21 protein-coding genes and 1 pseudogene are annotated in these 22,929 nt (G+C 67.8%); 6 read left to right on the top strand and 16 right to left on the bottom strand.

Features of this window, described 5'->3' with window-relative positions:
- The first annotated feature begins 41 nt into the window (after nt 1-41).
- Nucleotides 42-644, top strand: a complete 603-nt coding sequence (locus tag FE263_RS03585; RefSeq protein ID WP_138324538.1) for a hypothetical protein — start codon at nt 42-44, stop codon at nt 642-644.
- A 187-nt stretch (nt 645-831) separates the two neighbouring features.
- A pseudogene (locus FE263_RS03580) lies at nt 832-1,080 on the top strand (hypothetical protein); the annotation flags it as partial.
- A 50-nt stretch (nt 1,081-1,130) separates the two neighbouring features.
- On the opposite strand, the gene FE263_RS03575 reads toward FE263_RS03580, so the two are convergent.
- The 9 genes from FE263_RS03575 to FE263_RS03535 form a co-directional block, all read right to left on the bottom strand.
- Nucleotides 1,131-2,690 (bottom strand): GGDEF domain-containing protein, encoded by a 1,560-nt coding sequence (locus FE263_RS03575; protein ID WP_138324537.1) that lies wholly within the window; start codon nt 2,688-2,690, stop codon nt 1,131-1,133.
- A 123-nt stretch (nt 2,691-2,813) separates the two neighbouring features.
- Nucleotides 2,814-3,560, bottom strand: coding sequence for a sulfotransferase (locus FE263_RS03570; RefSeq protein ID WP_138324536.1), 747 nt, complete (start codon nt 3,558-3,560; stop codon nt 2,814-2,816).
- Complete coding sequence (locus FE263_RS03565; RefSeq protein WP_138324535.1) at nt 3,557-4,963, bottom strand: FGGY-family carbohydrate kinase; 1,407 nt, start codon at nt 4,961-4,963, stop codon at nt 3,557-3,559. Before FE263_RS03565 ends, FE263_RS03570 begins: the two co-directional genes overlap by 4 nt.
- An 8-nt stretch (nt 4,964-4,971) precedes the next feature.
- Complete coding sequence (locus FE263_RS03560; protein WP_171033909.1) at nt 4,972-5,295, bottom strand: L-rhamnose mutarotase; 324 nt, start codon at nt 5,293-5,295, stop codon at nt 4,972-4,974.
- Nucleotides 5,295-6,293 (bottom strand): ABC transporter permease, encoded by a 999-nt coding sequence (locus FE263_RS03555; protein WP_138324534.1) that lies wholly within the window; start codon nt 6,291-6,293, stop codon nt 5,295-5,297. Before FE263_RS03555 ends, FE263_RS03560 begins: the two co-directional genes overlap by 1 nt.
- A 10-nt stretch (nt 6,294-6,303) precedes the next feature.
- Complete coding sequence (locus tag FE263_RS03550; RefSeq protein WP_138324533.1) at nt 6,304-7,290, bottom strand: ABC transporter permease; 987 nt, start codon at nt 7,288-7,290, stop codon at nt 6,304-6,306.
- Nucleotides 7,283-8,764, bottom strand: a complete 1,482-nt coding sequence (locus FE263_RS03545; RefSeq protein ID WP_138324532.1) for a sugar ABC transporter ATP-binding protein — start codon at nt 8,762-8,764, stop codon at nt 7,283-7,285. The genes FE263_RS03550 and FE263_RS03545 overlap by 8 nt, the downstream gene beginning before the upstream one ends.
- 9 nt (nt 8,765-8,773) lie before the next feature.
- Nucleotides 8,774-9,796, bottom strand: a complete 1,023-nt coding sequence (gene rhaS / locus FE263_RS03540) for a rhamnose ABC transporter substrate-binding protein (protein WP_138324531.1) — start codon at nt 9,794-9,796, stop codon at nt 8,774-8,776.
- A gap of 55 nt (nt 9,797-9,851) precedes the next feature.
- Nucleotides 9,852-10,652 carry a DeoR/GlpR family DNA-binding transcription regulator gene (locus FE263_RS03535; RefSeq protein ID WP_138324530.1) on the bottom strand — a complete coding sequence of 267 codons (801 nt, stop codon included), beginning with the start codon at nt 10,650-10,652 and terminating at the stop codon, nt 9,852-9,854.
- A gap of 140 nt (nt 10,653-10,792) precedes the next feature.
- Between FE263_RS03535 and FE263_RS03530 the strand changes: the two genes are divergently transcribed.
- Both FE263_RS03530 and rhaI read left to right on the top strand, forming a co-directional pair.
- On the top strand, nt 10,793-12,919 hold the full coding sequence (locus FE263_RS03530; protein ID WP_138324529.1) for a bifunctional rhamnulose-1-phosphate aldolase/short-chain dehydrogenase: 2,127 nt from the start codon (nt 10,793-10,795) through the stop codon (nt 12,917-12,919).
- 10 nt (nt 12,920-12,929) lie between these two features.
- A complete protein-coding gene (gene rhaI / locus FE263_RS03525) occupies nt 12,930-14,246 on the top strand; it encodes an L-rhamnose catabolism isomerase (RefSeq protein WP_138324528.1) in 1,317 nt (438 codons plus the stop codon).
- Here the strand turns inward: rhaI and FE263_RS03520 are convergent.
- From FE263_RS03520 to FE263_RS03510, 3 genes are all read right to left on the bottom strand, one after another.
- Nucleotides 14,183-14,455, bottom strand: coding sequence for a hypothetical protein (locus FE263_RS03520; protein WP_138324527.1), 273 nt, complete (start codon nt 14,453-14,455; stop codon nt 14,183-14,185). The genes rhaI and FE263_RS03520 overlap by 64 nt on opposite strands.
- Before the next feature lie 92 nt (nt 14,456-14,547).
- Nucleotides 14,548-15,786 (bottom strand): kynureninase, encoded by a 1,239-nt coding sequence (kynU, locus tag FE263_RS03515; RefSeq protein ID WP_138324526.1) that lies wholly within the window; start codon nt 15,784-15,786, stop codon nt 14,548-14,550.
- A 61-nt stretch (nt 15,787-15,847) separates the two neighbouring features.
- Complete coding sequence (locus tag FE263_RS03510; protein WP_138324525.1) at nt 15,848-16,264, bottom strand: YraN family protein; 417 nt, start codon at nt 16,262-16,264, stop codon at nt 15,848-15,850.
- Nucleotides 16,265-16,418: 154 nt separating this feature from the next.
- On the opposite strand from FE263_RS03510, the gene FE263_RS03505 reads away from it, so the two are divergent.
- Entirely contained in the window at nt 16,419-17,834 is a 1,416-nt protein-coding gene (locus FE263_RS03505; RefSeq protein ID WP_138324524.1) for a phospholipase D-like domain-containing protein, read from the top strand.
- A gap of 6 nt (nt 17,835-17,840) precedes the next feature.
- Here FE263_RS03505 and FE263_RS03500 read toward each other — a convergent pair whose 3' ends face one another.
- Nucleotides 17,841-18,248 carry a DUF4112 domain-containing protein gene (locus FE263_RS03500; protein WP_138324523.1) on the bottom strand — a complete coding sequence of 136 codons (408 nt, stop codon included), beginning with the start codon at nt 18,246-18,248 and terminating at the stop codon, nt 17,841-17,843.
- Nucleotides 18,249-18,423: 175 nt separating this feature from the next.
- The gene (locus FE263_RS03495; RefSeq protein WP_138324522.1) at nt 18,424-18,870 is read right to left on the bottom strand and encodes a hypothetical protein; all 447 of its coding nucleotides are present in this window, start codon (nt 18,868-18,870) and stop codon (nt 18,424-18,426) included.
- A gap of 106 nt (nt 18,871-18,976) precedes the next feature.
- Here FE263_RS03495 and FE263_RS03490 point away from each other — a divergent pair, with 106 nt between their 5' ends.
- Nucleotides 18,977-19,351: an MAPEG family protein gene (locus tag FE263_RS03490; RefSeq protein ID WP_138324521.1), complete on the top strand. Its 375-nt coding sequence runs from the start codon at nt 18,977-18,979 to the stop codon at nt 19,349-19,351.
- A gap of 6 nt (nt 19,352-19,357) precedes the next feature.
- Here FE263_RS03490 and FE263_RS03485 read toward each other — a convergent pair whose 3' ends face one another.
- On the bottom strand, nt 19,358-19,732 hold the full coding sequence (locus tag FE263_RS03485) for a response regulator (protein WP_205880241.1): 375 nt from the start codon (nt 19,730-19,732) through the stop codon (nt 19,358-19,360).
- Between the two features lie 14 nt (nt 19,733-19,746).
- On the bottom strand, nt 19,747-22,923 hold the full coding sequence (locus FE263_RS03480; protein WP_205880240.1) for a CheR family methyltransferase: 3,177 nt from the start codon (nt 22,921-22,923) through the stop codon (nt 19,747-19,749).
- Nucleotides 22,924-22,929 lie beyond the last annotated feature (6 nt).

Genomic DNA, 22,929 nt, shown 5'->3' with positions numbered 1-22,929 from the left:
ACCATTCATGGCGGCGGTGTTCGCTGCCCTCCCAAAGATCGTTGGCGGAACTGCAAACCTGGATATCCGGCAGGCGGGAATGGCGGCTCTCCGGCGATCCCGCCCGGACCGCCGGAGAGCGGTCGCCGCTCGAACAAGCCGTCGCCGGCAGCTCAGTTCATTACTTGCCTCAACCGATGTCCTTGACCGAAGCGCAGAGATTTCTTGCTCTTCGTGCGGATTTAAGCAATGAGACTGAACCGCGTATTTTCCGCGATCAACAAATCGAATCGGGCACCATGGCGCGCGCAGCAGTGAAAAGCAGATCCGCAACTTCCCGTACGGTCGCAGACGCTGCCCCGAAGCGGCGTCCGGGTCGTCCGCCCGGCGTGAAGAACCGTGTCAAGGCAACGCCGGCCAAGGCGACCAGGACCACCAAGGCCACCGCCGCCGCAAAAGCTGCGCCGAAGCGCAACAAGGCCGAGCTCGAAGCGCACGTCATCAAGCTCGAGCGGACAGTCGCGCGGTTGCGTGAGCAGAACAAGGAAATGAAGCGCGCCGCCGCCGCACCGGCCGAGACGCCGGAGCCGCCGGCCGCCGTCGCAAAGCCGGTCCGCCGCCGGCCGAAAAAGGAGTCTGTGACCCCGGCCGAAGCGGAGAGCTGATACCTCTGCACACCGACCGGGCGGCCGGCGGCGACAGCCCGGTCTTGTGGCTGCCGCGGGGACCGGCGCAGATTGTCCGTCACGGTGTGCAAAACTCTGGAACCGTCTCGTCGAAGCGTCGTTGAGCGCCCGTCGCGCCCCTGGTTGTCGCGGCAGGTTCGACCTGTTCCCAGAGGATCAAGAGCATATGACGCACTCTCCCCTTCGCCGCCTTGCCGCAGTCACCCTGCTGGCCGGCAGCCTGTCGCCGGCGATCGCCCAGGCAGAGCCCGGCGGTTGCTTGAAGTACGGCGCCGTCGGCGCGGTTGGTGGTCACCTTGCGCATCATGGCGTGGCCGGCGCTGCCGGTGGCTGCGCGGTCGGAATGTGGAAGCGTCACCAGTATCGCAAGAGCGTACGTCAGAAGGCGCAGGCCTACGACCAGGAGCATCAGGGCGTTCCCGTCGACGCCACACGTCCGTAGAGGTCCACTCCTCTACGCGGCTGCTACCGTCCTGCCGCCGCGGTCAGACCGCCTTTTGCCTCCTCGTAGGAAGGGGTCGAGTCTGACCGACGTTCCTTGTGGTGCTTGCGCTTCTCTCTATACATGCCGGCGTCCGCACGGCTGACGGTATCGGCGAGCGCCTCACCCGAGATACGCGTGGCAACCCCGATCGACAGGCTCAGTCCCGGTGCCGGCCAAAGGATATTGTCCGCCCGGAGACGGTCGCGAATTTCCAGCACCACATCGACCAGATCGTGCTGTCGCGGCGCCGGCATCAGCATGACGAATTCGTCTCCGCCGGTCCTGGCGATAGTCCATCCTGTCCTGCAGACCTTGGCGAGGAGCGCACCGGCTCGCTGCAGCAAGACGTCCCCGGCCGCGTGGCCGCGATCGTCGTTTGCCGACTTCAGCCCATCGAGGTCGGCGACCAGCACATTGACCGGACCGATGTCGAAGCAGGAAAGCCTGAGCAGTTCGAGGTTGTAGTAGGCGCGGCCAAATACGCCGGTAAGCGCATCATGATCCCGCAGTTGCGCAAGGTGAAGTTCAGCCGCCTTGCGAGCGGTGATATCGAGCCATGCCACCTGGACCAGCGCCCAATCGCGCTCATGGCCGGGCAGCACCGACACCTGCTCGTGCACGTGGATCCTGCTGCCATCGAGGCGGGTCAAAGTTGTCTCGCGTTCCTGGAACAATTCTCCGTTCCAGAGCCCGATCACCCGGTCACGGAGGGTGGATGCGAAATTGCTGTGCAACAGATCAATGTGACGGCCAGTGCTGGTTCCGGCATCCGCAGTCCCGAGCAGGCGACGGCTCTGTCGGTTGCTGTCCATGATCCGCATCGCCTCGATGCAGCGCAGCCGGAAATCCTCGCTGGTATCCATGAAGAGACCCAGATCCAGGCATCCAGGCGCCACCTCGGTGTCGAGCAGGCGCTTCACCCCGCTGAAGTCCTTCACCATCAGCGCAACCGGCGAATGCTCGAACAGTCCCCTTGCATAGGCGGCGGCACTGGCCGCTTCGCGCCGGGCTTCCTGCAGCCCGGTGACGTCCTCCGCGGCGATCAGCACACGGTCCCAGCTCTCCTCATGCCCGGCCAGAATATTGCCGCAGAACTGGATTTCCAGCCGTCGGCCGCCGAGCGTGGTGTTGATGGCGCTGGTCGAGAAGCCGGTGCGGCTGTCCCATAGAGCCTCCACGGAGTGCAGGAGGGCCGGCACCGTTTCCTCATCGAACACGCGGCGAAGGTTCTCCAGCAGGTGCGTGGAATCTCGTGCCTCATAGAGGGTGAGCGTCCTGCGGTTCACCTTCAGGACCACCATGGCGGCCCGCAGGCTGGCAAGGCGCGCGGGATCGGCGGCAACATGATCGCGTACACTGACCATCCCGGCCCTGGTCCAGTCTTCGAGCAGCTTGCGGACCGCGCTCAGATCTTCCAGCCACAGCGACACCGGCGCCAGCTCGAACGTGCTGGCATCGTCGGCCTGCAGCACCAGGCACGTCTGGTGCAGCGTGTCGTCGACGGCTGCTGCACGGCAGGCGCGAGAGTTTTCGGGTCGCATCTCTACTTTCCCGCCATGTTCCGATCAGAGCTTCTCGATCGATGGGAAGCATACGAGGCGTCACTCAAGATCCGGTTAATTTGACCCGGACCGGCCTGGACCAGATGCACGCCGGAACACCAACTACCGGCCGGTCCTGCGTCCGTCCCGCGGCAGAATCGACTGCAGGGGCGCGTAGCCGAAGGTCTCCATCCAGCCGCGTAGCTCCGTCTCGATGCCGGTCACCTGGGCCGGATATAACATCCTGCGCCAACGCCCGATCTCGCCGGTGCGTCCGGCATGATGCCGATGCCAGTGGCTCGCCAGGTCGAAGACATCGCCGAAGCGGTCGGTGATGGTGGTCGGTTGACGCTCCAGTTCGGCGATGAAGGCCTCGACCGCCGGCCGTCGCGTGGATCGGAAGATCTCGTCGCGCCGCTGCACCGGCAGCGAGCCACCGAGATGTCGCGCGATCCCGCCTACCGTCTGCGGATCGTCGATGAAGCCGAGTTCGTAATGCAGCGTCACCGCCTGGCGCTGGGCGGCTAGCAGCATGCAGGCTTCGGCGGCGTAGCGGACGTTCAGCAACGCGCGGTAGAACGAGAACCCCTGGTAGAGCATCATCGACACCACCGCATCGCGTGGGTCGCGGAGGGTCACCAGGATTGCGTCGGACCGCACCGCCACCGCCTCGACGCCGTGCCGTGCCTGGTGCGCCTTGACCACGTGTCGGACGGCATCGTTCTCCAACCCGGCGGTATCGGACAGGTCGAATACGAAACGGCCGTGCGGCGGACGGCCGCCATCCAGGTCGGTCGCGATGGCCAGCGCCACGTTGTAGAGCCAGGTCGAGCCGCTCGCGAACATGCCCTGGCACCAGAGCACGCTCATCGCTTCTGCATGGCGTCCCGCCACCTCGCGCGGGCCGCCCGCACCAACGCTCCGTCACCGGGCGATACCGGTCGCAGGGCGGGCGGCTCGGCCGCGACGCCGAGCAGCAGGCAGCGCGCGCCGCCGGCCGACCCGGCGCCATCCTCGCCGAGCAGTATGGCGGAGTCGGGACGCAGCCCGGCGAGCAGGGCGGGATAAAGCGGGTTGCTGGCCAGCGGACCGTCGATGATCAGGTCACCGCCGGCGCCGAGCAGATCCAGCGCCACGTCGGTCAGCAGCGCAACATAGAAGGTGGCGAGAGACGCACGCGACACCGGATCCAGGGATTGCGCATTCATCAGTTCGGCCACCTGCCCCGGGAACTGCCCGCCGAGCGCAAACGACGGCAACACCAGGGCGTTCGCGGCCAGCGCATGATGCAGGCCCTCCCAGTCCGGCGGTACGCCCGCATCGCCGGCCACGCCGAGATATTCACGCCCGCCCATGAAGCGCGCGGTGCCGACCAGCGCCCCGAAGGCGTCGACATTGCCGAGCATGTCGCGCTGTGGCCGCAACACGCGGGCGTCGACGTTGCTGGCCAGCATGACGGTCCAGGTGCCCGACGAGATTACCGCGAAGCGCCCGGAGCGGTGGGCGCCTCCTCGATGCACCAGATGGCGCAGGAACGAGGCGTTCGAATCATGGATGCCGCAGAGCACCGCGCAGTCCCCCGGCAGACCGCAGCGCGCGGCGATCTCCGGCCGGACCGGTCCGAGCCTGTCTTTCGCCGGGCGAAGCGGCGCGAACAACCGGTCCCAACCCTGCGAGATCGCCAGGGCGGAAAACCGGTTCTGCTGCGGCCACCAGAGGTCGGTGTGGCAGCCGAGCGACGTCACCTCGCTGGCCGCGATGCCGGACAGCAGGAAGGCCCAGTACTGCGCGTACGGAAGGATGCAGGCGACGCGGCGAAACAGCCCGGGATGCCGATGCTGCACGTGATGGATCTGCCGGCCGAGATTGAGGCCGACCGGGAGTGCGGGAGACAGGCTGAGTTCGAAAGGATCGCGCAGGCCGTCATAGAGTCCGGAGGCGTCGTCGAGCACCGTGTCCTCGTAGTCCGGCGCCAGCAGCGCTTCGCCCTCGTGGTCGAGCATCACGCAGGCAGCCCCGTGCGCGACCGGCACGATCGCAGCGATCCGGTGACGCTCCGGCAGGGCTGCCAGCGACGACAACAGCCAGCCGGTCAGGCCGGCCAGGTCAAGCTGCCGAACCGGGCCCGGCCGCGAGGCATTCGGCCAGCGCATCGAGGCCATTTCGATGCCGCTCACTGGATCGAGCAGCACGAGCTTGGCGTTGCTCTTGCCGATATCGAGCACCACCAGCAGATCGCCGGCTCTCCAGGATATCTCCGCGGCTCCTGGCATCGAGACCGTCACTCCAGGTGGAACAGCATCGGCAACGGCTCCGTGACGGGCTGGCCGGCGTCATCGGTCCGCATGATGTCGGCCATGTGCCGCCACCAGCGCTGCATGATCTCGTGCCCGGCCAGCTCATCCATGCGGTGATCCCGCGCACGGCGCAGCACGGCGAACAGGCTGTCGGTCGGCTCGTGCAGGAAGATGCTGTAGTCGCCGATGCCGGCTTCGCGCAGCAGTGCGGCGAGTTCGGGCCATAGCGCATCGTGCCGCGCGCGATACTCGGCCCGCTTGCCGGGATCGAGCTGCATGCGGAATGCGATCTTTTCGCGCCTGTCCATCATTGCCGCCCGCCACCGTACCGCCGAAGCGCCGCCGGCACCGCCACCACGACGATCAGCATGGTGCCGGTCACCACCGACATCACGATGCCGGGCACGTTGAGCAGGCCGAGCCCGAAGGTCACCAGGCCCATCAGGATCGCCGCCAGCACCACGCCGGGGATGGTGCCGATGCCGCCTTCGATCGCGACCCCGCCGAGGATCACCATGGTGATGATCTCGAGTTCCCAGCCCTGCGCGATCGACGGCCGGGTCGAGCCGAGGCGCGAGGTCAGCAGCACCGAGGCGAGGCCGGCGGCGGTGCCGACCGCCACGAACAAGGCAAAGCGCAGCCGGTCGGTGGCGATGCCGGACATCCGGGAGGCTTCGGGGTTGCTGCCGGTCGCCACCACCCGGCGACCGAACGCGGTGGCGTGCCGCAGCACGATCGCCACCGCGGCGAGCGCCACGAACAGCACCAGTTCGAACGAGACCGGTCCCGCCACCGAACCCTGGCCGAGCCAGGCAAAACCCGGCGGGTAGGTCTTGAGCACGCCGTCGCCGAGCACGGCGTAGGCGATGCCGCGGAACAGGGTCATGGTGCCGATCGTGGCGACGATCGAGGGTACCCGGCCGATGGTGACCAGTGCCCCGTTGACGCAACCTGCGAGCAGTCCGGTGGCGATCCCGCTCGCGACCACCAGCGGCAGCGGCAGCCCGGCGCGCGCCACCAGGCCCATCGACACCGATGCCAGTGCAATGATGCCGCCGACCGAGATATCGATCTCGCCCGCCATCACCAGGAAGGCCATCGCGAGCGCCACCACCGCCTTTTCGGCGACGCTGACGGTCACGTCCGACAGCGTCCAGGGATCGAGGAAATACGGCGAGGCGTGCGCGTTGATCGCGAAGTCGACCAGGATCGCCAGCACCAGCAGGGTTTCCCACCGGACCAGCGCGTGCCACGGACGCCGCGTCACGCGCGCCTTCGATCGGGCGGACAGGCTGACGTCGCTCATGGATGCATCCTCACGCGGGCCGCCGCTCGAGGATGCGCAAGGCCGAGGCCTGCGTGCCGCGTGCGTTGATCAGCACCGCGCCGGTGATGACCACGCCGCTTACCGCCATCTGGAAGAACGGCGAGACACCGACCAGCGGCAAGGCGTTCTTGATGATGCCGAGGAACAGGGCGCCGAGCACCACGCCGGCGACGCTGCCGACCCCGCCTGAGATCGATACGCCGCCGATCACGCAGGCGGCGATCACCTGCAGCTCGAAGCCGCTGGCGACATCGGTGTAGGCGACCGCATACCGCGACACCCAGAGATAGCCGCACAGGCCGGCTATGGCGCCCGCGATCAGGAACGCGCTGAACTGCATCACGCCGACATCGATGCCGGCATACAGCGCCGCCGACGGATTGTTCCCCGCGGCATAGAGGTCGCGCCCACGCACGCTGCGCCGCAGGAACAGCGCCACCAGCACCGCGCAGGCGATCGCGATCCAGGACAGCATGCTCACGCCACCGAGCTGCAGGCGCACGAAGGCGAGGAATTGCGGCGACATCTGGTTGCTGTTCACCCACCTGCCGCCGGATGCGAGATAGACCGCGCCGCGATAGATCGAGAGGGTGCCGAGGGTCACCACGATCGAGGGGATGCGCAGCCGCCAGACCAGAAGGCCGTTGACCGCCCCCAGGGCCGCGCCCATCAGCACCGACAGGATCAGCACCGGCGCCAGGCCGAGCCCCGGATGGTATTGGTCGAGCAGCGCCACCACCATGCCGGTGAAGGCGAGGTTGGCCGCGATCGACAGGTCCACGCCACGGGTCAGCAGCACCAGCATCTCGCCGAGTGCGAGCAGGATCAGCAACGCGGTGTCGTCGAGCAGGCCGGCCAGGCTGCCTGGCCGCAGGAAAGCCGGGAAGAACGGCGCGATCGCCGCCAGCAGCAGCAGGTTCAGGCCGAGCAGGCCGGCCTCGCGGGTACGCAGCAGGCGAAGGAAACTCTCAGGCATCGGTGGCCATCTTCACGATCCGCTCCGGGGTCGCTTCGCTGCGCGGCACGATGCCCTGTACCAGCCCGCGCCGCATCACCATGATGCGGTCCGCCATGCCGAGCACTTCCGGCAGTTCCGACGACACCATGATGATGGCGACGCCCTTCGCAGCGAGCTCGCCCATCAGCCGGTGCACCTGCGCCTTTGCGCCGACATCGATGCCCTTGGTCGGCTCGTCCAGGATCAGCACGCGCGGCGCGGTCGCCAGCCACTTGGCGATCACCACCTTCTGCTGGTTGCCGCCCGACAGGTCCTCGACCCGCTGGCGCAAGCCGGACATCTTGACGCCGAGCTGCTCGGCCAGCGGCGCCGCCTGTTCGCGTTCCCGCCGCGCACTGAGGAAACCGCCGCGGGTGGTGCGGCCGAGCGAGGGCAGGGTGATGTTGTCGCCGATCGCCAGCCGCAGGTGCGCGCCCTGCCGCTGGCGATCCTCCGGCACCAGGCCGATGCCGTGGGCGATCGCCTGCTGCGCCGAGCGGATGCTGACCGTCTCACCGTTTAGCACGATGCGCCCGGTCTCCGCCGGCGCCGTCCCGAACAGCGCGTGCATGACTTCAGATCGTCCGGCGCCGATCAAGCCGTACACCCCGAGGATCTCGCCGCGGCGCACGTCGAATGATACGTTCTCGTATTCGAGGCAACGTCCCAGGGCTTCGACGCGCAGCACTTCCTCGCCGATCGCCACCACCTGCTTGGGGAATACCTGGTCCACCGGTCGGCCGACCATCAGGGTGATCAGCCGTTCGCTGCTCATTCCCTGCAGCGTGCCCTGTCCGACGCCGGCGCCGTCGCGGAACACCGCGTAGCGATCGCACAGGGCGAAGACTTCCTCGAACTTGTGCGAGATGAACAGGATCGCGCGGCCCTCGTCGCGCAGGCGCCGGGTAATGGCGAACAGCTCTTCCGCCTCCCGATGCGACAAGGCGGCGGTCGGCTCGTCCATGATGACGATGCGCGCGTCGTTCGACAGCGCGCGGGCGATCTGCACCAGGTGGCGCTGCGCCACCGACAGCCTGCCGAGCACCATTGCCGGATCGATGGACGGATCGAGTTCGGCCAGGATCTCGCGCGAGCGCCGCATCATCGTCGGCCAGTCGACCGATCTTCCTTTCAAGGGCCGGCCGGTGATGAAGATGTTCTCCGCCACCGTGAGCGCGTCGAACACCACCGGCTCCTGGAAGATCGCGCTGATCCCCAGGCTGCGCGCATGCTCGGCACTCTCGATGACGACCGGCTTGCCGTCGAGCGTGATGGTGCCGCCGTCCGCATGGACGATCCCGGTGATGATCTTCACCAGCGTCGACTTGCCGGCGCCGTTCTCGCCGAGCAGGGCGGTGACCTGGCCGCAATACAGGTCGAGTGCCCCGCTGGTGAGCGCCTTCACGCCGCCATACGATTTCGCGACGCCGTCGAGCGACAGGATCGGCTGCACCGTATGGTCCTAGAAGAGCTTGGCCGCCGCCGCGATGTCGCTCTTGTCGTACGTCGTCGGCTTGCCGAGGGTGCCGTTGCCGTCGGCATCGAACGCGATCGGCCCCAGCTTGCCGGCGGTGATGCTGCTGCCGGGGCCGCCCTTGCCCGCGACCAGGGTGTTGGCGATCTCGACCACCGCGTAGCCGATATCGACCGGGTTCCAGATCGCGAAGCTCTTTATGGTGCCCTTCTCGACCGCGCCGGCGCATTCGCTGGGCAGGCCAAGGCCGGTGACGAAAACCTTTCCGGTCTTGCCGGCATCGTCCACTGCCTTGGCGGCGGCGGTGATCGCCACCGTCGAGGGCGCGATGATCACCGCAAGGTCGGGGTATTTCTGCAGCAGCGCGGTTGCCTCGCGATACGATTTGTCGGAGAGGTCGTCGCCGTAGACCACGGTCACCAGGTCAAGGCCGGGATGCTTCGGCAGGTCCGCCTTCATCGCCGCGATCCAGGAATTCTGGTTGGTCGAGGTCGCGGTCGCCGACAGGATCGCGACCTTGCCATGGCCGCTGCAGGCGTCGGCGGCGAGATCGAGGCAGGCATCGCCGGCCTGTTGGTCGGTAGCGTCGGCGAGATAGAGGATGCGGCCCTCTTTCGCGACGCTGGAATCGTAGGCCATCACCTTGATCCCGCGTTGCATGGCGCGCTTGCAGGACGGCACCAGCGCGTCCGGATCGTTCGCCGAGATCGCGATCGCATCGACATGCTGCGCGATCAGGGCGTTGATCACGTCGATCTGGTTCTCGGCGGCGGTGTTGGTAGGCCCGGTGAAGATCACCTCGATCCTGTTGCCGCCGGCGGATGCGATGGCGGCGGCGGCCTGGTCGCCGCCCAGGTGCACCGCATTGAAGAAGCCGTTGCCGAGCGATTTGGCGACGATGGCAATACGCACCGGGCGCCCGGCGCCGCGCGCCCCGGCTGGTAGCAGCAGGCTCCCGGTTGCAAGGCCGCCGATCGCGGTCAGGCCCGCCAGAAGGTCTCGTCTGTTCATGTCCATGTTCTCCCTGTCCAGGCCGTTCTTGCGACGGCCTTGCTGAATGAGTGCGTCAGGCGACCTGCCGGGCTGGCGCGTCCACCTCGGCGGCTGCGACGATGATCTCGATCCCGGCGTCGCTGAAGGGCTGCAGCTCGTCAGGCTGCGCCTCCCAGTCGGTGACGATGGTTGCGATGCGCGCCAGCGGGATGACGATCATCGACGAGTACTGGCGCAGCTTGCGGCTGTCCGCCAGCACCACGACACGTTCCGCGCTGGCCAGCAGCCTGTTCTGCGATTGCACGATGAGCGGATCGTTCTCCATCATGCCGAAGCGGTTGAGCCCGTAGCACGAGGTATAGAAACTGCGGCCCCAAAAATGCTGGGTCGCGTCGTCGAACGGGCTGAGCACGATCGACTGCTCGCGATAGACGGTGCCGCCGGGCAGGGTGATCCGGTTGCGGCTGTGGCTGACCAGGTGCGAGGCCAGCGGGAACGAGTTGGTCATGATGTCGAGCTCCCGGTCCTCCAGGAACTCGGCGAGGCAGAAGGTGGTGCTGCCGCCGCCGATGATCAGGCTCTCTCCGCGCTGCATCAGGGACGCGGCCGCGCGTGCCACCGCGCGCTTCTGCGCTGCCTGCACATCCTGGCTGAACACGAACGGGGTGCCCACCAGATGCGGCTCGTAGCGCGGCTGCAGCGCCTCGACACCCCCACGCACGCGGCGCACCTCGCCGCGTTCCGCCAGGCCCGCGATGTCCCGCCGGATGGTTGCCTCGGATGCGCCGAGCAGTTCGCACAGGTCCGGCACGCTCACCACCGAGCGTTCTTCCGCCGTCCTGAGGATAAGTCTGTGACGCTCACGCTCGAGCACGGTGGGACCAGTTCCAATGCAAGTATGATCAGGTTGCTTGCAGACCGGCGCGTCGTCAAGCGTCCCTGAGTGTTGATGGTCGGTCTTGATCGATCTTGATCGGCATGGGAGTGTGTATTGCTGATCGCTCGGAGCCCCCCATGGACACCGCCACATCCGGCCTCGCGCTGCTCGAAAATCGTTGGGAGGATGCCCACGCGGCCACCCTGTCGCCAGAGGCGCTGCTGCTCTACCGCTCCAACCTGCTGGGCTCCGACAAGCGCGTCACCAACTATGGCGGCGGCAACACCTCCTCGAAGCTGCCGATGACCGATCCGCTCACTGGCGAGATTGTCACCGTGCTGTGGGTAAAGGGTTCGGGCGGCGATATCGGCAGCATGAAGCTGGACGGCTTCTCCACCCTCTACATGGACAAGCTGCTGCAAGCGAAGGCGCTTTATCGCGGTCCGGAGCAGGAGGATGCGATGGTCGGGCTGTACCCGCATCTCACCTTCAACCTCAACCCGCGCGCGACCTCGATCGACACGCCGCTGCACGGGCTGATCGCGTGGCCGCATGTCGATCATGTGCATCCGGACGCGATCATCGCCATCGCCGCGTCCGCCGACAGCCGGCGCCTGACCCGCGAGATCTTTGGCGGCACGATCGGCTGGGTGCCATGGCGCCGGCCGGGGTTCGAACTCGGACTATGGCTGCAGGAGTTCGTGGACGAGAACCCGGAGGCGCGTGGTGTCGTGCTGGAAGCGCACGGGCTGTTCACCTGGGGACGCACCCAGAAGGAGTGCTACGAGACCACCATCGACACCATCAACCACGCCACCGCCTGGCTCGCCCGGCAGAGTGCCGGGAAGCCGGCGTTCAAAGGCGAGAAGGTCGCAGCGTTGCCGCCGGATGCACGGCGTGCGGTGGCGGCCGCGATCATGCCGGCGATACGCGGCCTGATCGCCACGCCCGCCGGGGACGGCAAGGTCGCAACCCGCATCGGACATTTCGACGACAGTCCGGCGGTACTCGACTTCGTATGCTCGCAGGCACTGTCGGAACTGGCGCCGCTCGGCACCTCGTGCCCGGACCATTTCCTGCGCACCAAGATCGCGCCGCTGGTGATCGCGTTCGATCCCGCCCGCGAGCAGGCGTCCGACATCCTGCCGCGGCTGGCGCCGGCGATCGCCGCCTACCGCGAGGGCTACGCCGCCTACTACCAGCGTTGCCGGCGCCCGGACTCGCCCGCCATGCGCGACCCGAACGCGGTGGTGTACTTGATACCGGGCGTCGGAATGGTCACCTTCGCCGCCGACCGCGCGACCGCCCGCATCGCCGCCGAGTTCTACACCAACGCCATCAACGTCATGCGCGGCGCGTCCGCGGTCTCGGAGTATCGCGGCCTGCCGGAGCAGGAGGCGTTCGACATCGAATACTGGCTGCTCGAGGAAGCCAAGCTGCAGCGGATGGGCCGCCCGAAGCCGCTCGCCGGCAAGGTGGCGCTGATCACCGGCGGCGCCGGCGGCATCGGCATGGCAACCGCGCGCCGGCTTGCCGACGAGGGCGCCGCGATCGTGATCTGCGACATCGACCGCGAGGTGCTGGCGTCGTCGGAGGCCGCGCTGCGACACAGCCACGGGCCCGATGCCGCTGTCGGGCTGTGGGTGGACGTGACCGACGAGCAGGCGGTCGTGTCCCTGTATGCCGATGCGGCGGTGGCCTTCGGCGGCATCGATATCTGCGTGTCCAACGCCGGCATCGCGTCGGCGGCCGCCATCGAGGATACCAGCCTCGCCTTGTGGAACCGCAACCTGTCGATCCTGTCGACCGGCTATTTCCTGGTCACCCGCGAGGCGTTCCGCTTGCTCAAGCAGCAGGGCACCGGCGGCTCGCTCGTGCTGGTGGCGTCGAAGAACGCGATGGTGGCCTCGCCGGGTGCGTCGGCGTACTGCGTCGCCAAGGCCTCGGAGGTGCATCTCTCGCGCTGCCTGGCACTGGAGGGCGCGCCGCACGGTATCCGCTCCAACGTGGTCAATCCGGATGCGGTGCTGCGCGGCTCGCGCATCTGGGAGGGCGAGTGGGGCGACCAGCGCGCGGCGTCGAACCGCACCAGCCGCGAGGATCTCGAGCGCGTCTATATCGAGCGCTCGATGCTCAAGCGTGGTGTCTATCCCGAGGATATCGCCGAGGGCATTGCCTTCTTTGCCAGCGAAGCCCGCTCCGGCAAGTCGACCGGCAACATCCTGAACGTCGATGCCGGCCACGCGCCGGCCTTCTCCCGCTGAGGGGCGCCCGATGAACCAGATCAGCCATATCCGTCCGGTGGACCGTGACTACCGTGCCGGGCTCAACCGTCCACTCGAAGCCGAGGCTGCGCGGGACTACGAGTTCCTCGGCGAGAAGCTGGCGCGGCGCGACATCGACATCGAGCAGGTCACCGCCCAGGTCGCGCGCTTCTCGGTTGCGGTGCCGTCCTGGGGCACCGGCACCGGCGGTACCCGCTTCGCCCGCTTCCCCGGCGACGGCGAACCCGCCAGCGTGTTCGACCGCATCGAGGATTGCGCCGTCATCAACAGCCTGACCGGCGCCACGCCAACCATCTCGCCGCATTTCCCGTGGGACGAGGTGCCGGACTATGCAGCCTTGCGCGCGCATGCCGAGGCACTCGGGGTCGGCTTCGACGCGGTGAACTCGAACACCTTCCAGGACCACCCGGCGCACGCGGCGCATCCGCTCTCGTACAAGTTCGGCTCGTTGTCGCACACCGATCCGGCGGTACGCGCGCAGGCGATCGCGCACAATATCGACTGCATCCGCGCCGGCGAGGCGCTTGGCTCGAAGGCGCTGACCATCTGGATCGGCGACGGCTCCAACTTTCCGGGCCAGTCCCACTTCGGCCAGGCCTTCGAGCGCTACATCGCCAGCGTGCAGCAGGTCGCGGCCAGCCTGCCACCGGACTGGACGCTGTTCCTGGAGCACAAGATCCACGAACCGGCGTTCTACTCGACGGTGATCCAGGACTGGGGCTCGTCGCTGCTGGCGGCGCAGGCGGTCGGCCCGCAGGCGCGCTGTCTGGTGGATCTCGGCCACCACGCGCCGAACGTGAACATCGAGATGATCGTCGCCCGGCTGATCCATGCCGGCAAGCTGGCCGGCTTCCACTTCAACGATTCCAAGTACGGAGACGACGATCTCGATGCCGGCGCGATCGACCCGTTCCGACTGTTTCTGGTTTTCCACGAACTGGTGGACGCGGAGCGGGCGGGCCGGCTCGACGTGGCACCCGCCTACATGATCGACCAGTCGCACAACGTCACCGACCCGATCGAGAGCCTGATCTCGTCCGCCATCGAGATCCAGCGCGCCTATGCCCAGGCACTGCTGGTCGATCGCATGGCGCTGTCGGAATACCAGGAGGGCAATGACGCGATGATGGCCAACCAGGTCCTCAAACGCGCCTTCACCACCGATGTGGCGCCCATCCTGGCCACTGCGCGGTTCCGCAAGGGTGCGGCGATCGAACCGCTCGCCGCCTATCGCGCCAGCGGCTACCGGCAGGCCTGCGCGGGCAGGCGGCCGAAGCGCGCGGGCGGCGGCGGCGGCATCGTCTGAAGCCCAGCCGCCTGGGGGTGCGGACGCCCGGCAGCGCGGAACTGCTCGGCCGCCCGGCGTCGCACGGCGTCCAGATCCGGCATGGTGCAGCCATGCAGGGCGCGGACCCGCTCGTGGGTGGCGAAGAAGCTGCACCGCATCGTTCTGGCATGCAGGATCGCCGCGCCTACGAAGACGCCGTCGACCTCGACCACGCTGGATTCGAGCATCGTCTGTCCCCCCCCCCTGATCTCAACAACACCCTAGATCAGTGGTATTCAAAATTCAATCATAAACAGGCGTGAATACTAGCCGGGTGGTTTCACGTGACCAGGCGGCGCGCCCGGTGCACCTCACGCCGCCATTCGCCGCTCTCCAGAACGTCGCGCAGCACCGACACGGCCCGCCAGAGGTCGGCGTAGCGGATCGTCAGCGGGGTGAGACCGAAGCGCAGGATGTCGGGGGTGCGGAAATCACCGATCACGCCGTGTGCGATCAGCGCCTGCATGACCGGATAGGCGTCGGGATGCCGGAACGAGACCTGGCTGCCGCGATGGGCCGCCTCGCGCGGGGTGGCGAGCGCCAGTTGCCGGTCCGGGCACTCCTGCGCCACCAGCTCGATCAGGATGTCGCCCAGCCGGCAAGATTTCTCCCGCACCGCCCGCATCGGCGCACGCAGGGCGATCTCTACGCCGACCTGCAGCGCCGCGAGGGCCAGGATCGAGGGGGTGCCGATGGCCGCCGCGCCGATTCCAGCAGCCGGCCAAAAGTCGGCATGGAAGCCGAACGGCTCCGCATGACCAAGCCAGCCGGTGATCGGGTAGCGGATGCCGGCCTGCAGTCGTGGCGCCACATACAGGAAGGAAGGCGCCCCCGGTCCGCCGTTGAGGAACTTGTAGCCGCAGCCGACGGCGAAATCGGCGTCGCAGCCCGCGAGATCCACCGGAACCGCGCCGGCCGAATGCGCAAGGTCCCACAGCACCAGCGTGCCGTTGCGATGGGCCGCCCCGGTCAGCGCCGCCATGTCGTGCAGTGCGCCGGTGCGGTAGTTCACATGGGTCAGCAGCAGGACCGCGACATCGGGACGCAGCGCCGAGACCAGCGCCTCCGGCGGCAAATTGCGTATCGTGTGGCGGTCGCCGAGATGCCGGGCCAGGCCCTGGGCCACATACAGGTCGGTCGGGAAGTTTCCGTCCTCGGTCAGGATGACCGTCCGCTCCGGACGCAGGGCGAGGCCGGCCGCCAGCAGCTTGAACAGGTTGACCGAGGTGGAGTCCGCCACCAGCACGCTGCCGGCCGGTGCGCCGACCAGGCCGGCGATCTGGTCGCCGACACGCGCCGGCAGGCCGATCCAGTCGGCATCGTTCCACGACCGGATCAGGCCGTCGCCCCACTCCTGCTCCAGTACGGCGGCGATGCGGCCCGGGGTCCCGCGTGGCAGCGGTCCCAGCGAGTTGCCGTCGAGATAGACGACGCCCTCCGGCAGGCGGAACTCGTCGCGGAACGCCGAAAGGCCGTCTTCGCGGTCCAGAGCTTCCAGACGGGCCAGTGTCCACGCCATTTTCGGCCTCCTTGCGCGCTTGACGACTAGCAGCCGACTCTCGTCCCGCGAAAGCCCGGCCTCAGCGATCGCCGATCCTGAAGGCATCCGTGATGCGCCGCATGCGGCCCGCGCCGTCGACCGCGACAAGGTCGAAGCGGATGCCGCGGTCGCCCCATTCCGGATGCTGGCTTAGCAGGATGCCCGCGGCTGCGATCAGCCGTGCGCGCTGGCAACGCGACAGCGCACAGGCCGCGTCCGACAAAGTCGCGCGCGACTTCACCTCGATGAAGGCGATCAGGTTGCTCGGCGGATGCTCGGCCACGATGTCGATCTCGCCACAGCAGGTAGCCGCCCGTCGCTGCAGCACTGCCCATCCGCGCCTCTGCAGCGCCAGGCAGACCTGGTTCTCGATGGCCGTGCCACGCATCTGCGCCACAGTGCCCTGCGTCCGGCGCGCCACAGTGCGACCGGGGAGTGCAGGTTCGATCCGCGGCATCCTGGCCGGATCGTCCGGCAACAGGCATCGTTGCGACGATGACAAGATCGATCTCCCCGCCCGTCCTGTTCCCCAGCATGCCAGGGATTGGTTTGCATCCGGTTGACGGCGTCCGCCGGCAACCGGGCAAGCGGTCCTGAGCGGGGATACCGCCATGAGCGACGTCGCCAGGCTGTTCGACGACGTGCTCTGGCCGCTCCGCATCGTCATCCCGATCTGCGTCACCCTGCACGCACTGCGCACCAAGCGCGAGATCGGGGCGGCGATCGGCTGGATCGGCCTCTCGTGGCTGGCGCCGATCTTCGGTGGCCTGCTGTACCTGATGTTCGGCATCAACCGGGTTCGCCGGCTGGCGCAGCGGCTGAGCAACGTGCGTCCCTGGAGCAGCCGCCGTGGCGCCGGGGTCGATGCGCCGGTGATCGAGGGCAACTTGGCGCCGCTGGTCCGGGCCGTCGAGCGGCTGACCGGCCGGCCGCTGCTGCCCGGCAACAAGGTGCGCTGCTTCCACGACGGCGACGACGCCTACCCGGTCATGCTGGAGGCGATCGAGCAGGCGAAGCAGAGCCTACTGCTGTGTTCATACATTTTCCGGGCCGACCGTATCGGTACCCGCTTCATCGAGGCGATCGCTGCCGCCCAGCAGCGCGGGGTAGCGGTACGCATCCTGGTCGATGGCATCGGCAGCGGCTATTTCGCCAGCGGCGCCGCCAAGGAGCTGCATCGCAGGGGCGTCCCGGTGGCGCGCTTCATGCATTCGACGCTGCCCTGGCGCATGCCGTTCATCAACCTGCGCACCCACAAGAAGATCCTGGTGCTGGATGGCTGCGTCGGCTTCACCGGCGGCATGAACATCGCCGCCGAGAACGTGTTGCGCATCCGGCCGCGCCATCCGGTGTCGGACACCCATTTCCGCATCGAGGGCCCGCTGGTGCACCAGCTGACCGAGGCGTTCGCCAAGGACTGGTCGTTTACCACCGGCGAGGATCTGGACGAGGCAGCGTTCTATGCCGATCCGCCGGTAGTCGGCGCGGCATTCTGCCGGGTGGTGACATCGGGTCCGGATGCCGACCTGGAGAAGATCGAGTTCGCGATGATGCAGGGCATCGCGCTGGCACGGTCATCCATCCGGATCATGACGCCGTATTTCCTGCCTGACGAGCGCCTGCTGACGGTGCTGGCGATGTCGGCGATGCGCGGCGTGACCATCGACCTGGTGCTGCCGAAGGAGAGCAACCACCGTGCCATCGACTGGGCGCGGACCCCGAACAACATCCCGCTTCTCGACGCCGGCGTGCGTATCTGGCTGTCGGAGCCGCCGTTCAACCACTCGAAGCTGATGGTGGTCGACGAGAAATGGTCGTTCATCGGCAGCGCTAACCAGGATGTCCGGAGCCTGCGCCTCAACTTCGAGCTCAACGTCGAGGTGCACGACACCGAGCTGGCACGTGAACTGGACGCCTTCATCTGCGCCCACCGGCACGAACGCTATGAAGCGGAGCGCACCGGGCAACGCTCGTTCCCGGTGCGCATTCGTGACTCTGCGGCGCGCCTGATGCTGCCGTACCTGTAGGCGGACCTAGCGAGCGGAGCGGACGTGCTGGTCGATGATATCCATGTTGCGCAGGTTGGCCTTGAACGCCACGTCGAACAGGTCGCCCGCGATCGGGATGCTGCCGGCGGCTGCCTCGATTGCGATGTTGCCGAGCATGCGGGCGATAGCGGGTCCCGGCACTCCCAGCTTGCGAGCCTCGTAGACGATGTAGAGCGAGACCGCGGCGAGCGCCGCGTCTCCCACCCCGGGCGGCAATCCGATGATGCTGTTGAGGCCGAACCGGAACCGGCTGCCGGGCAGGCGGAAGGCGCCATCCATCACCCAGGCGATGCGCCGCAGCCGCGCCAGCCGGCGCGCCGCCTCGGCCGCGGGAATGCCGGCGGGACCGGGCGTCCGGATATCGTCGAATGAAGCTTGGTAGGAGCTGGCCATGCGTCGCGCCTCTGGTTGCGAACTTCAGGTCAGCAGATGGAGGCGACCCTTCGCGGCATCAATGGCCGCGTGGGTGGGCTGGAGCGGCATCCGATCAGGTGGGATCACCTCACGATGCCGTATGTCGGATCGAGCGGCTCTACCGAACGACAGGCGGAGCATGATCGATCACGCTCTAGCGGCAGACGTGGGTGTAGCCGTCGGCGCCGATATAGGTCGCGGTCAGCGGGTCGTAGCAGGCAAAGCTGGAGCAGACCCCGCTCGATGCGACCCGCGCCGCCTGGATCTGTGCCCCGATGGCGTTGCGCTCGCGGGCTTCGCGGCCGCACAGCGGGGTGTCCGGCGAGGCCGGCGGATCGTTGAACAAGATCGGGTGACCGTTCTCGTCGAGCGACGCGGATGGGGGGATGCCCGGGCCTGGACTCGTGTTCGGGTTCAGGGTCGGGACAGGCGTCGACTGCTGGGATGGCTGCGAGGCCGGCGCCGGTGCCGCGACGTGCGGGGCAGCGGCGACCGGGAGGGGTGCGGGTGGCGGCGCGGCACAGCCGGCCAGGGCCACGACGAGGCCGAGAGCGGCAAGCCGCCGCGGTTCGCTACAAGAGGCGGCGGCTCGGAACATCATGCCTGTCTCGACTCGGATCGAAAGCAGGATGTTTGCATTCCGGCGCCGCTTGCTCCAGCCATGTCCGGACCTGACCGCCCCACCGACAACTCGAGTGCGTGACCCGATGACTTCTGTATCCCCGGTTGAAGGCCTGACCGAACTCCGCCTGCTTGGCGTCGCCGTGGTGATCGGGTTGCTGCAGCTCGCCTGGGCGGCCAGCCACCAGAACGAGCCGCAGGTGCTGTATGGCGCGCCGGCCCGCCTGCGCCGCGCGATGGCGAACTTCCTCGAGACGTTCCCGCTGTTCGCCGCTGCCCTGCTCGCTGCGGTGGCGCTCGGCCGGACCGGCGAGACCACCCTGGCCGGCGCCTGGCTCTATGTCGTGTCGCGAGCGCTGTATGTGCCGCTTTATGCCCTGAACCTGACCATACTGCGCAGCCTGGCCTGGTTTGCGGCGCTGATCGGGATCGTGCTGGAGTTGCTCGCCCTGTTGCGCTGAGGCGGCTCAGCCGGTCATCGGCTGCAGGGCCGCGAACAGGGCGCGCTCGCTGAGTGGCTTCTCGCAGCGCGGGTAGTCGCGGTAGGCGACATCGACCGCATCCACGTTGTAGCCGGTTGTGAACAGGAACGGCACGCCTCGTTCGGCCAGCACGTCTGCGACCGCATACGACTTCTCGCCGTGCAGATCGACGTCGAGCACCGCGATGTCGATGGCGGGATCGTCCTGCCTGAGCAGCCGGATCGCGTCCGAGACGCTTCCCAGCGGCCCGACCACCACGGCACCGGCGAATTCCAGCGATGCACACAGCGCCTCGGCGATCAGGAAGTCGTCTTCGACGACGAGCACCCGGCGGCCGCTGAGCAAGCCATTCTGAGCCAAGGCCGGTCCGATCGCTACTGTTGAGCCCCGGTAACGCTGGCGTCTTCGCTTGGTCGCATCGCCAGCGGCATCTCGATATGGCAGGTCACGCCATCGCTGCCGAATTCCAGCCGGGTCTGCGCCTTGAGGGTGAAGGTGAGCGCCCGCTCGATCAGCTCCCGCCCGTAACCGCGGGGCGTTTCGCCGGTCTCGATCGAAACGCCACTTTCACGCCAGTCCAGCAACAGCCGCCGCGACCCGTCGATGGTCTCGACCGTCCAGGCGATATCGAGCCGCCCCACGCTGTCCGGCGCTCCGGCCCGCAGGGCGCCGTGCTTGACCGCGTTGGTGGCCAGCTCGTGCAAAGCCAGCGCGAAGGTCTGCACCCGCTCGACGGTGAGCGCCACCGGCGGCCCGTCGATCGCCACGTTCCGCCCTTCCGCCGCTCCGTGTGCCTGCAGTTCCAGCCGGACCAGTTCCGCCAGGTCGACCTGCTCGTCGGTCGCGTGGCTGATCAGCCCCTGCACCCGGCCCAGCGCCGACAGCCGTGCGGTGAAAGATTCCAGCGAGCCGCCCCTGCCCAGCGTCCGGTGGGCGATCGCCTGCACGATGGCCAGCAGGTTGCGGGTGCGGTGCTGAAGCTCGGCGACCAGGACCCGCTGCTGCGCCTCCGCCTGCGTGAGGCTGGTGACATCGATGAAGGTGACCACCACTCCCTCGATGACCTGCTGCAGGTCGCGATAGGGTGCCAGCCGGACCATGTAGTGCGCCGCCTGTCCGGCCTGGCCCGCGGAGCGCTCGAGCGGCTGGCCGGTAGCGAACACGGCGGCGATATCCTGCACGAAGCCCGGCAGGTCGAGCCGCGCCGACAGGTCGGTGATCGGCCGCCCGCGGTCGCCTGGCAGGATGTTGAACACCCTGGTCACCGCCGGCGTGAAGCTGCGTATCGCGAGGTGGCAGTCGAGGAAGATGGTCGCGACCGCTGTGCTCTCGAACAGGTTCTGCAGGTCGCCATTGGCGCGGTCGAGCGCCTCCAGCTTGGCATGCAACTCGCCGTTGACGGTCTGCAGCTCCTCGTTCAGCGAGACCAGCTCCTCCTTCGAGGCCTCGAGCTCCTCGTTGGTGGATTGCAGCTCCTCGTTGACCGAGACCAGCTCCTCGTTGGAGGACTTCAACTCCTCCAGCGCGGTCTCGTACTCCTCGATGAGCGATTGCAGCCGCTCGCGGGTGTCCCGCAATTCGTGCTCGAGCTGCACGGTCGCTCCGTCCCGGTTCGCCCCGGCCCGGTCGGAGGCTTCTTCCCGGCTCAGGGTCGGCCCGACATCGGCGAACAGCACCAGGTAGAGCGCCTCTTCCTCGCCGTGGTGCGGCAGCGGATCCACGATCAGCGTGAGTGTCTGCAGGCGGCCGTCATCGCCCTCGACCACGACGCCGCTGCAGGTGGCGGTACGGTTGAACTCGACCGCCTCGCGCATCACTGAGCGCAGGTCGAACCGCAAACCCTTGCGCGCCAGGGTCAGCAGCTGCCGCGTCGGCACGCCGGCCGCCGCCTCGAGATACTTGCCGGTGCGGGCGGAGTAGTGCACCACGTCGCCGTCCCGGGTGACCACCACATGCGGCGGCGAGAAGCGTTCGAGCACCTGGCTCTCGATCGCCTGCCGCCAGGTAGCGCCGCTGCGCGGCTGTGTCCTCGCCTGATCGCCGGACACCGGTTGGCCGCGCAGGCCCTTCAGCACCAGCGGCAGCCTGCGCGCCACATGGCTGTTCTCGCGGCTGCGGAAGATGCGGTGCTTCTTCTCGATCGGCGTGAACAGCTCTCCGAACTGCCCGACATTCTCCGAGGTGCCGAGGAACAGGTAGCCGCCGCGCTGCAGCGCATAGTGGAAGATCGGGATCACCTGCGCCTGCGTGTCGGCGCCGAGATAGATCAGCAGGTTGCGGCAGGAGACAAGGTCGATCCGCGAGAACGGCGGATCCCGGATCACGCTGTGCGGCGAGAACACGCACAGATCGCGCACATCCTTGGCAACCAGATAGCTGCCGCCGCCGGATTCGAAGAAGCGCGTCCTGCGCTCGGGCGACACGCTGTCCAGCAGCGCCTCCGGATAGCGCCCGGCTCGCGCCACGGCGAGCGCGTGATCGTCGATGTCGGTGGCGAAGATCTGCACCAGCGGCCGTGCCGACAGCGTGTCCATGTGCTCGCGAACCAGGATGGCGATCGAGTAGACCTCCTCCCCGGTGGAACAGCCCGGCACCCAGATGCGCACCGTCGCGTCGGCGCCGCGGCCCTCGAACAGCCTGGGGATCACCAGCTCGGCAAGGCATGCGAACGCCTCGGCGTCGCGGAAGAAGTTGGTGACGTTGATCAGCAGGTCGCGGAACAGGGCGCCGACTTCCTGCGGATCCTGCCGCAGCCGTTCGACATAGGCTTCCAGGGTGTCGACCTGCTGCACCTGCATCCTGCGGTGCACCCGTCGCAGGAAGGTCTTGTCCTTGTAGCCGTTGAAGTCATGGCCGACCTGGTTGCGCAGGATGCCGCAGATCTCCTGGCGCAACCCTGCGGCTGCGGCCGGCGTGCCGAGCGGGCCGACCTCGCCGGGGGCCTCGACCAGGAGGCTGCGGGCGAATGCCGCCAGCCGCGCGCCCATGGCCTCCGCCGGCAGGGCGAAATCCACCAGTCCCGTCGCGATCGCGGTGTCGGGCATGCTGGGATGCTGCGGACCGTAGCCATCGGCCACCTGGGCCATGGTCAGGCCGCCGCGCTCCTTGATCGCCTTGATGCCGAGGGCGCCGTCGCCGTCGCCGCCTGACAGTACGACGCCCGCCGCGAACTCGCCGCGGTCCAGGGCAAGGGCGCTGAAGAAGATGTCGATCGGATGGCGCTCGCGGCGGCCTGCACTCGGGCGGCTGATCGCGAGACGCCCGTTCACGATGCTGAGGAGGGCGTCGGCGGGAAGCACATACACCCGGTTTGCCTCGACCTGTACGCCGTCCGCCGCCACCTCCACTGGCAGGCTGGTATAGCGGGCGACGATCTGGTGCAGCAGGCTTTCGCGCTGCGGGTTGAGGTGCGTGACGATTACGCAGGCGAGGTCCGGATCGGCCGGCATGCCGCGGAAGAAGCCCTCGATCGCCTCAAGGCCACCGGCGGATGCCCCGATCCCGACGATCGGGACCGGACGCGGCTGGTCGTGTTGCGTGCTCAGGTCCAAACCGGC

Source organism: Lichenicoccus roseus (genome assembly GCF_005844085.1).
GTDB classification, from domain to species: Bacteria; Pseudomonadota; Alphaproteobacteria; order Acetobacterales; family Acetobacteraceae; genus Lichenicoccus; species Lichenicoccus roseus.
The sequence above is the reverse complement of the archived record's forward strand: the minus strand, read 5'-3'. Positions and strand labels throughout refer to the sequence as shown.

Excerpts from the sequence above, each read along its gene's own strand:
- FE263_RS03575 (WP_138324537.1), bottom strand. The coding sequence starts at position 2,690 with ATGCGACCCGAAAACTCTCGCGCCTGCCGTGCAGCAGCCGTCGACGAC.
- FE263_RS03570 (WP_138324536.1), bottom strand. The coding sequence starts at position 3,560 with ATGAGCGTGCTCTGGTGCCAGGGCATGTTCGCGAGCGGCTCGACCTGG.
- FE263_RS03565 (WP_138324535.1), bottom strand. The coding sequence starts at position 4,963 with ATGCCAGGAGCCGCGGAGATATCCTGGAGAGCCGGCGATCTGCTGGTG.
- FE263_RS03560 (WP_171033909.1), bottom strand. The coding sequence starts at position 5,295 with ATGGACAGGCGCGAAAAGATCGCATTCCGCATGCAGCTCGATCCCGGC.
- FE263_RS03555 (WP_138324534.1), bottom strand. The coding sequence starts at position 6,293 with ATGAGCGACGTCAGCCTGTCCGCCCGATCGAAGGCGCGCGTGACGCGG.
- FE263_RS03550 (WP_138324533.1), bottom strand. The coding sequence starts at position 7,290 with ATGCCTGAGAGTTTCCTTCGCCTGCTGCGTACCCGCGAGGCCGGCCTG.
- rhaS (WP_138324531.1), bottom strand. The coding sequence starts at position 9,796 with ATGAACAGACGAGACCTTCTGGCGGGCCTGACCGCGATCGGCGGCCTT.
- FE263_RS03530 (WP_138324529.1), top strand. The coding sequence starts at position 10,793 with ATGGACACCGCCACATCCGGCCTCGCGCTGCTCGAAAATCGTTGGGAG.
- rhaI (WP_138324528.1), top strand. The coding sequence starts at position 12,930 with ATGAACCAGATCAGCCATATCCGTCCGGTGGACCGTGACTACCGTGCC.
- FE263_RS03520 (WP_138324527.1), bottom strand. The coding sequence starts at position 14,455 with ATGCTCGAATCCAGCGTGGTCGAGGTCGACGGCGTCTTCGTAGGCGCG.
- kynU (WP_138324526.1), bottom strand. The coding sequence starts at position 15,786 with ATGGCGTGGACACTGGCCCGTCTGGAAGCTCTGGACCGCGAAGACGGC.
- FE263_RS03510 (WP_138324525.1), bottom strand. The coding sequence starts at position 16,264 with ATGCCGCGGATCGAACCTGCACTCCCCGGTCGCACTGTGGCGCGCCGG.
- FE263_RS03505 (WP_138324524.1), top strand. The coding sequence starts at position 16,419 with ATGAGCGACGTCGCCAGGCTGTTCGACGACGTGCTCTGGCCGCTCCGC.
- FE263_RS03500 (WP_138324523.1), bottom strand. The coding sequence starts at position 18,248 with ATGGCCAGCTCCTACCAAGCTTCATTCGACGATATCCGGACGCCCGGT.
- FE263_RS03495 (WP_138324522.1), bottom strand. The coding sequence starts at position 18,870 with ATGATGTTCCGAGCCGCCGCCTCTTGTAGCGAACCGCGGCGGCTTGCC.
- FE263_RS03490 (WP_138324521.1), top strand. The coding sequence starts at position 18,977 with ATGACTTCTGTATCCCCGGTTGAAGGCCTGACCGAACTCCGCCTGCTT.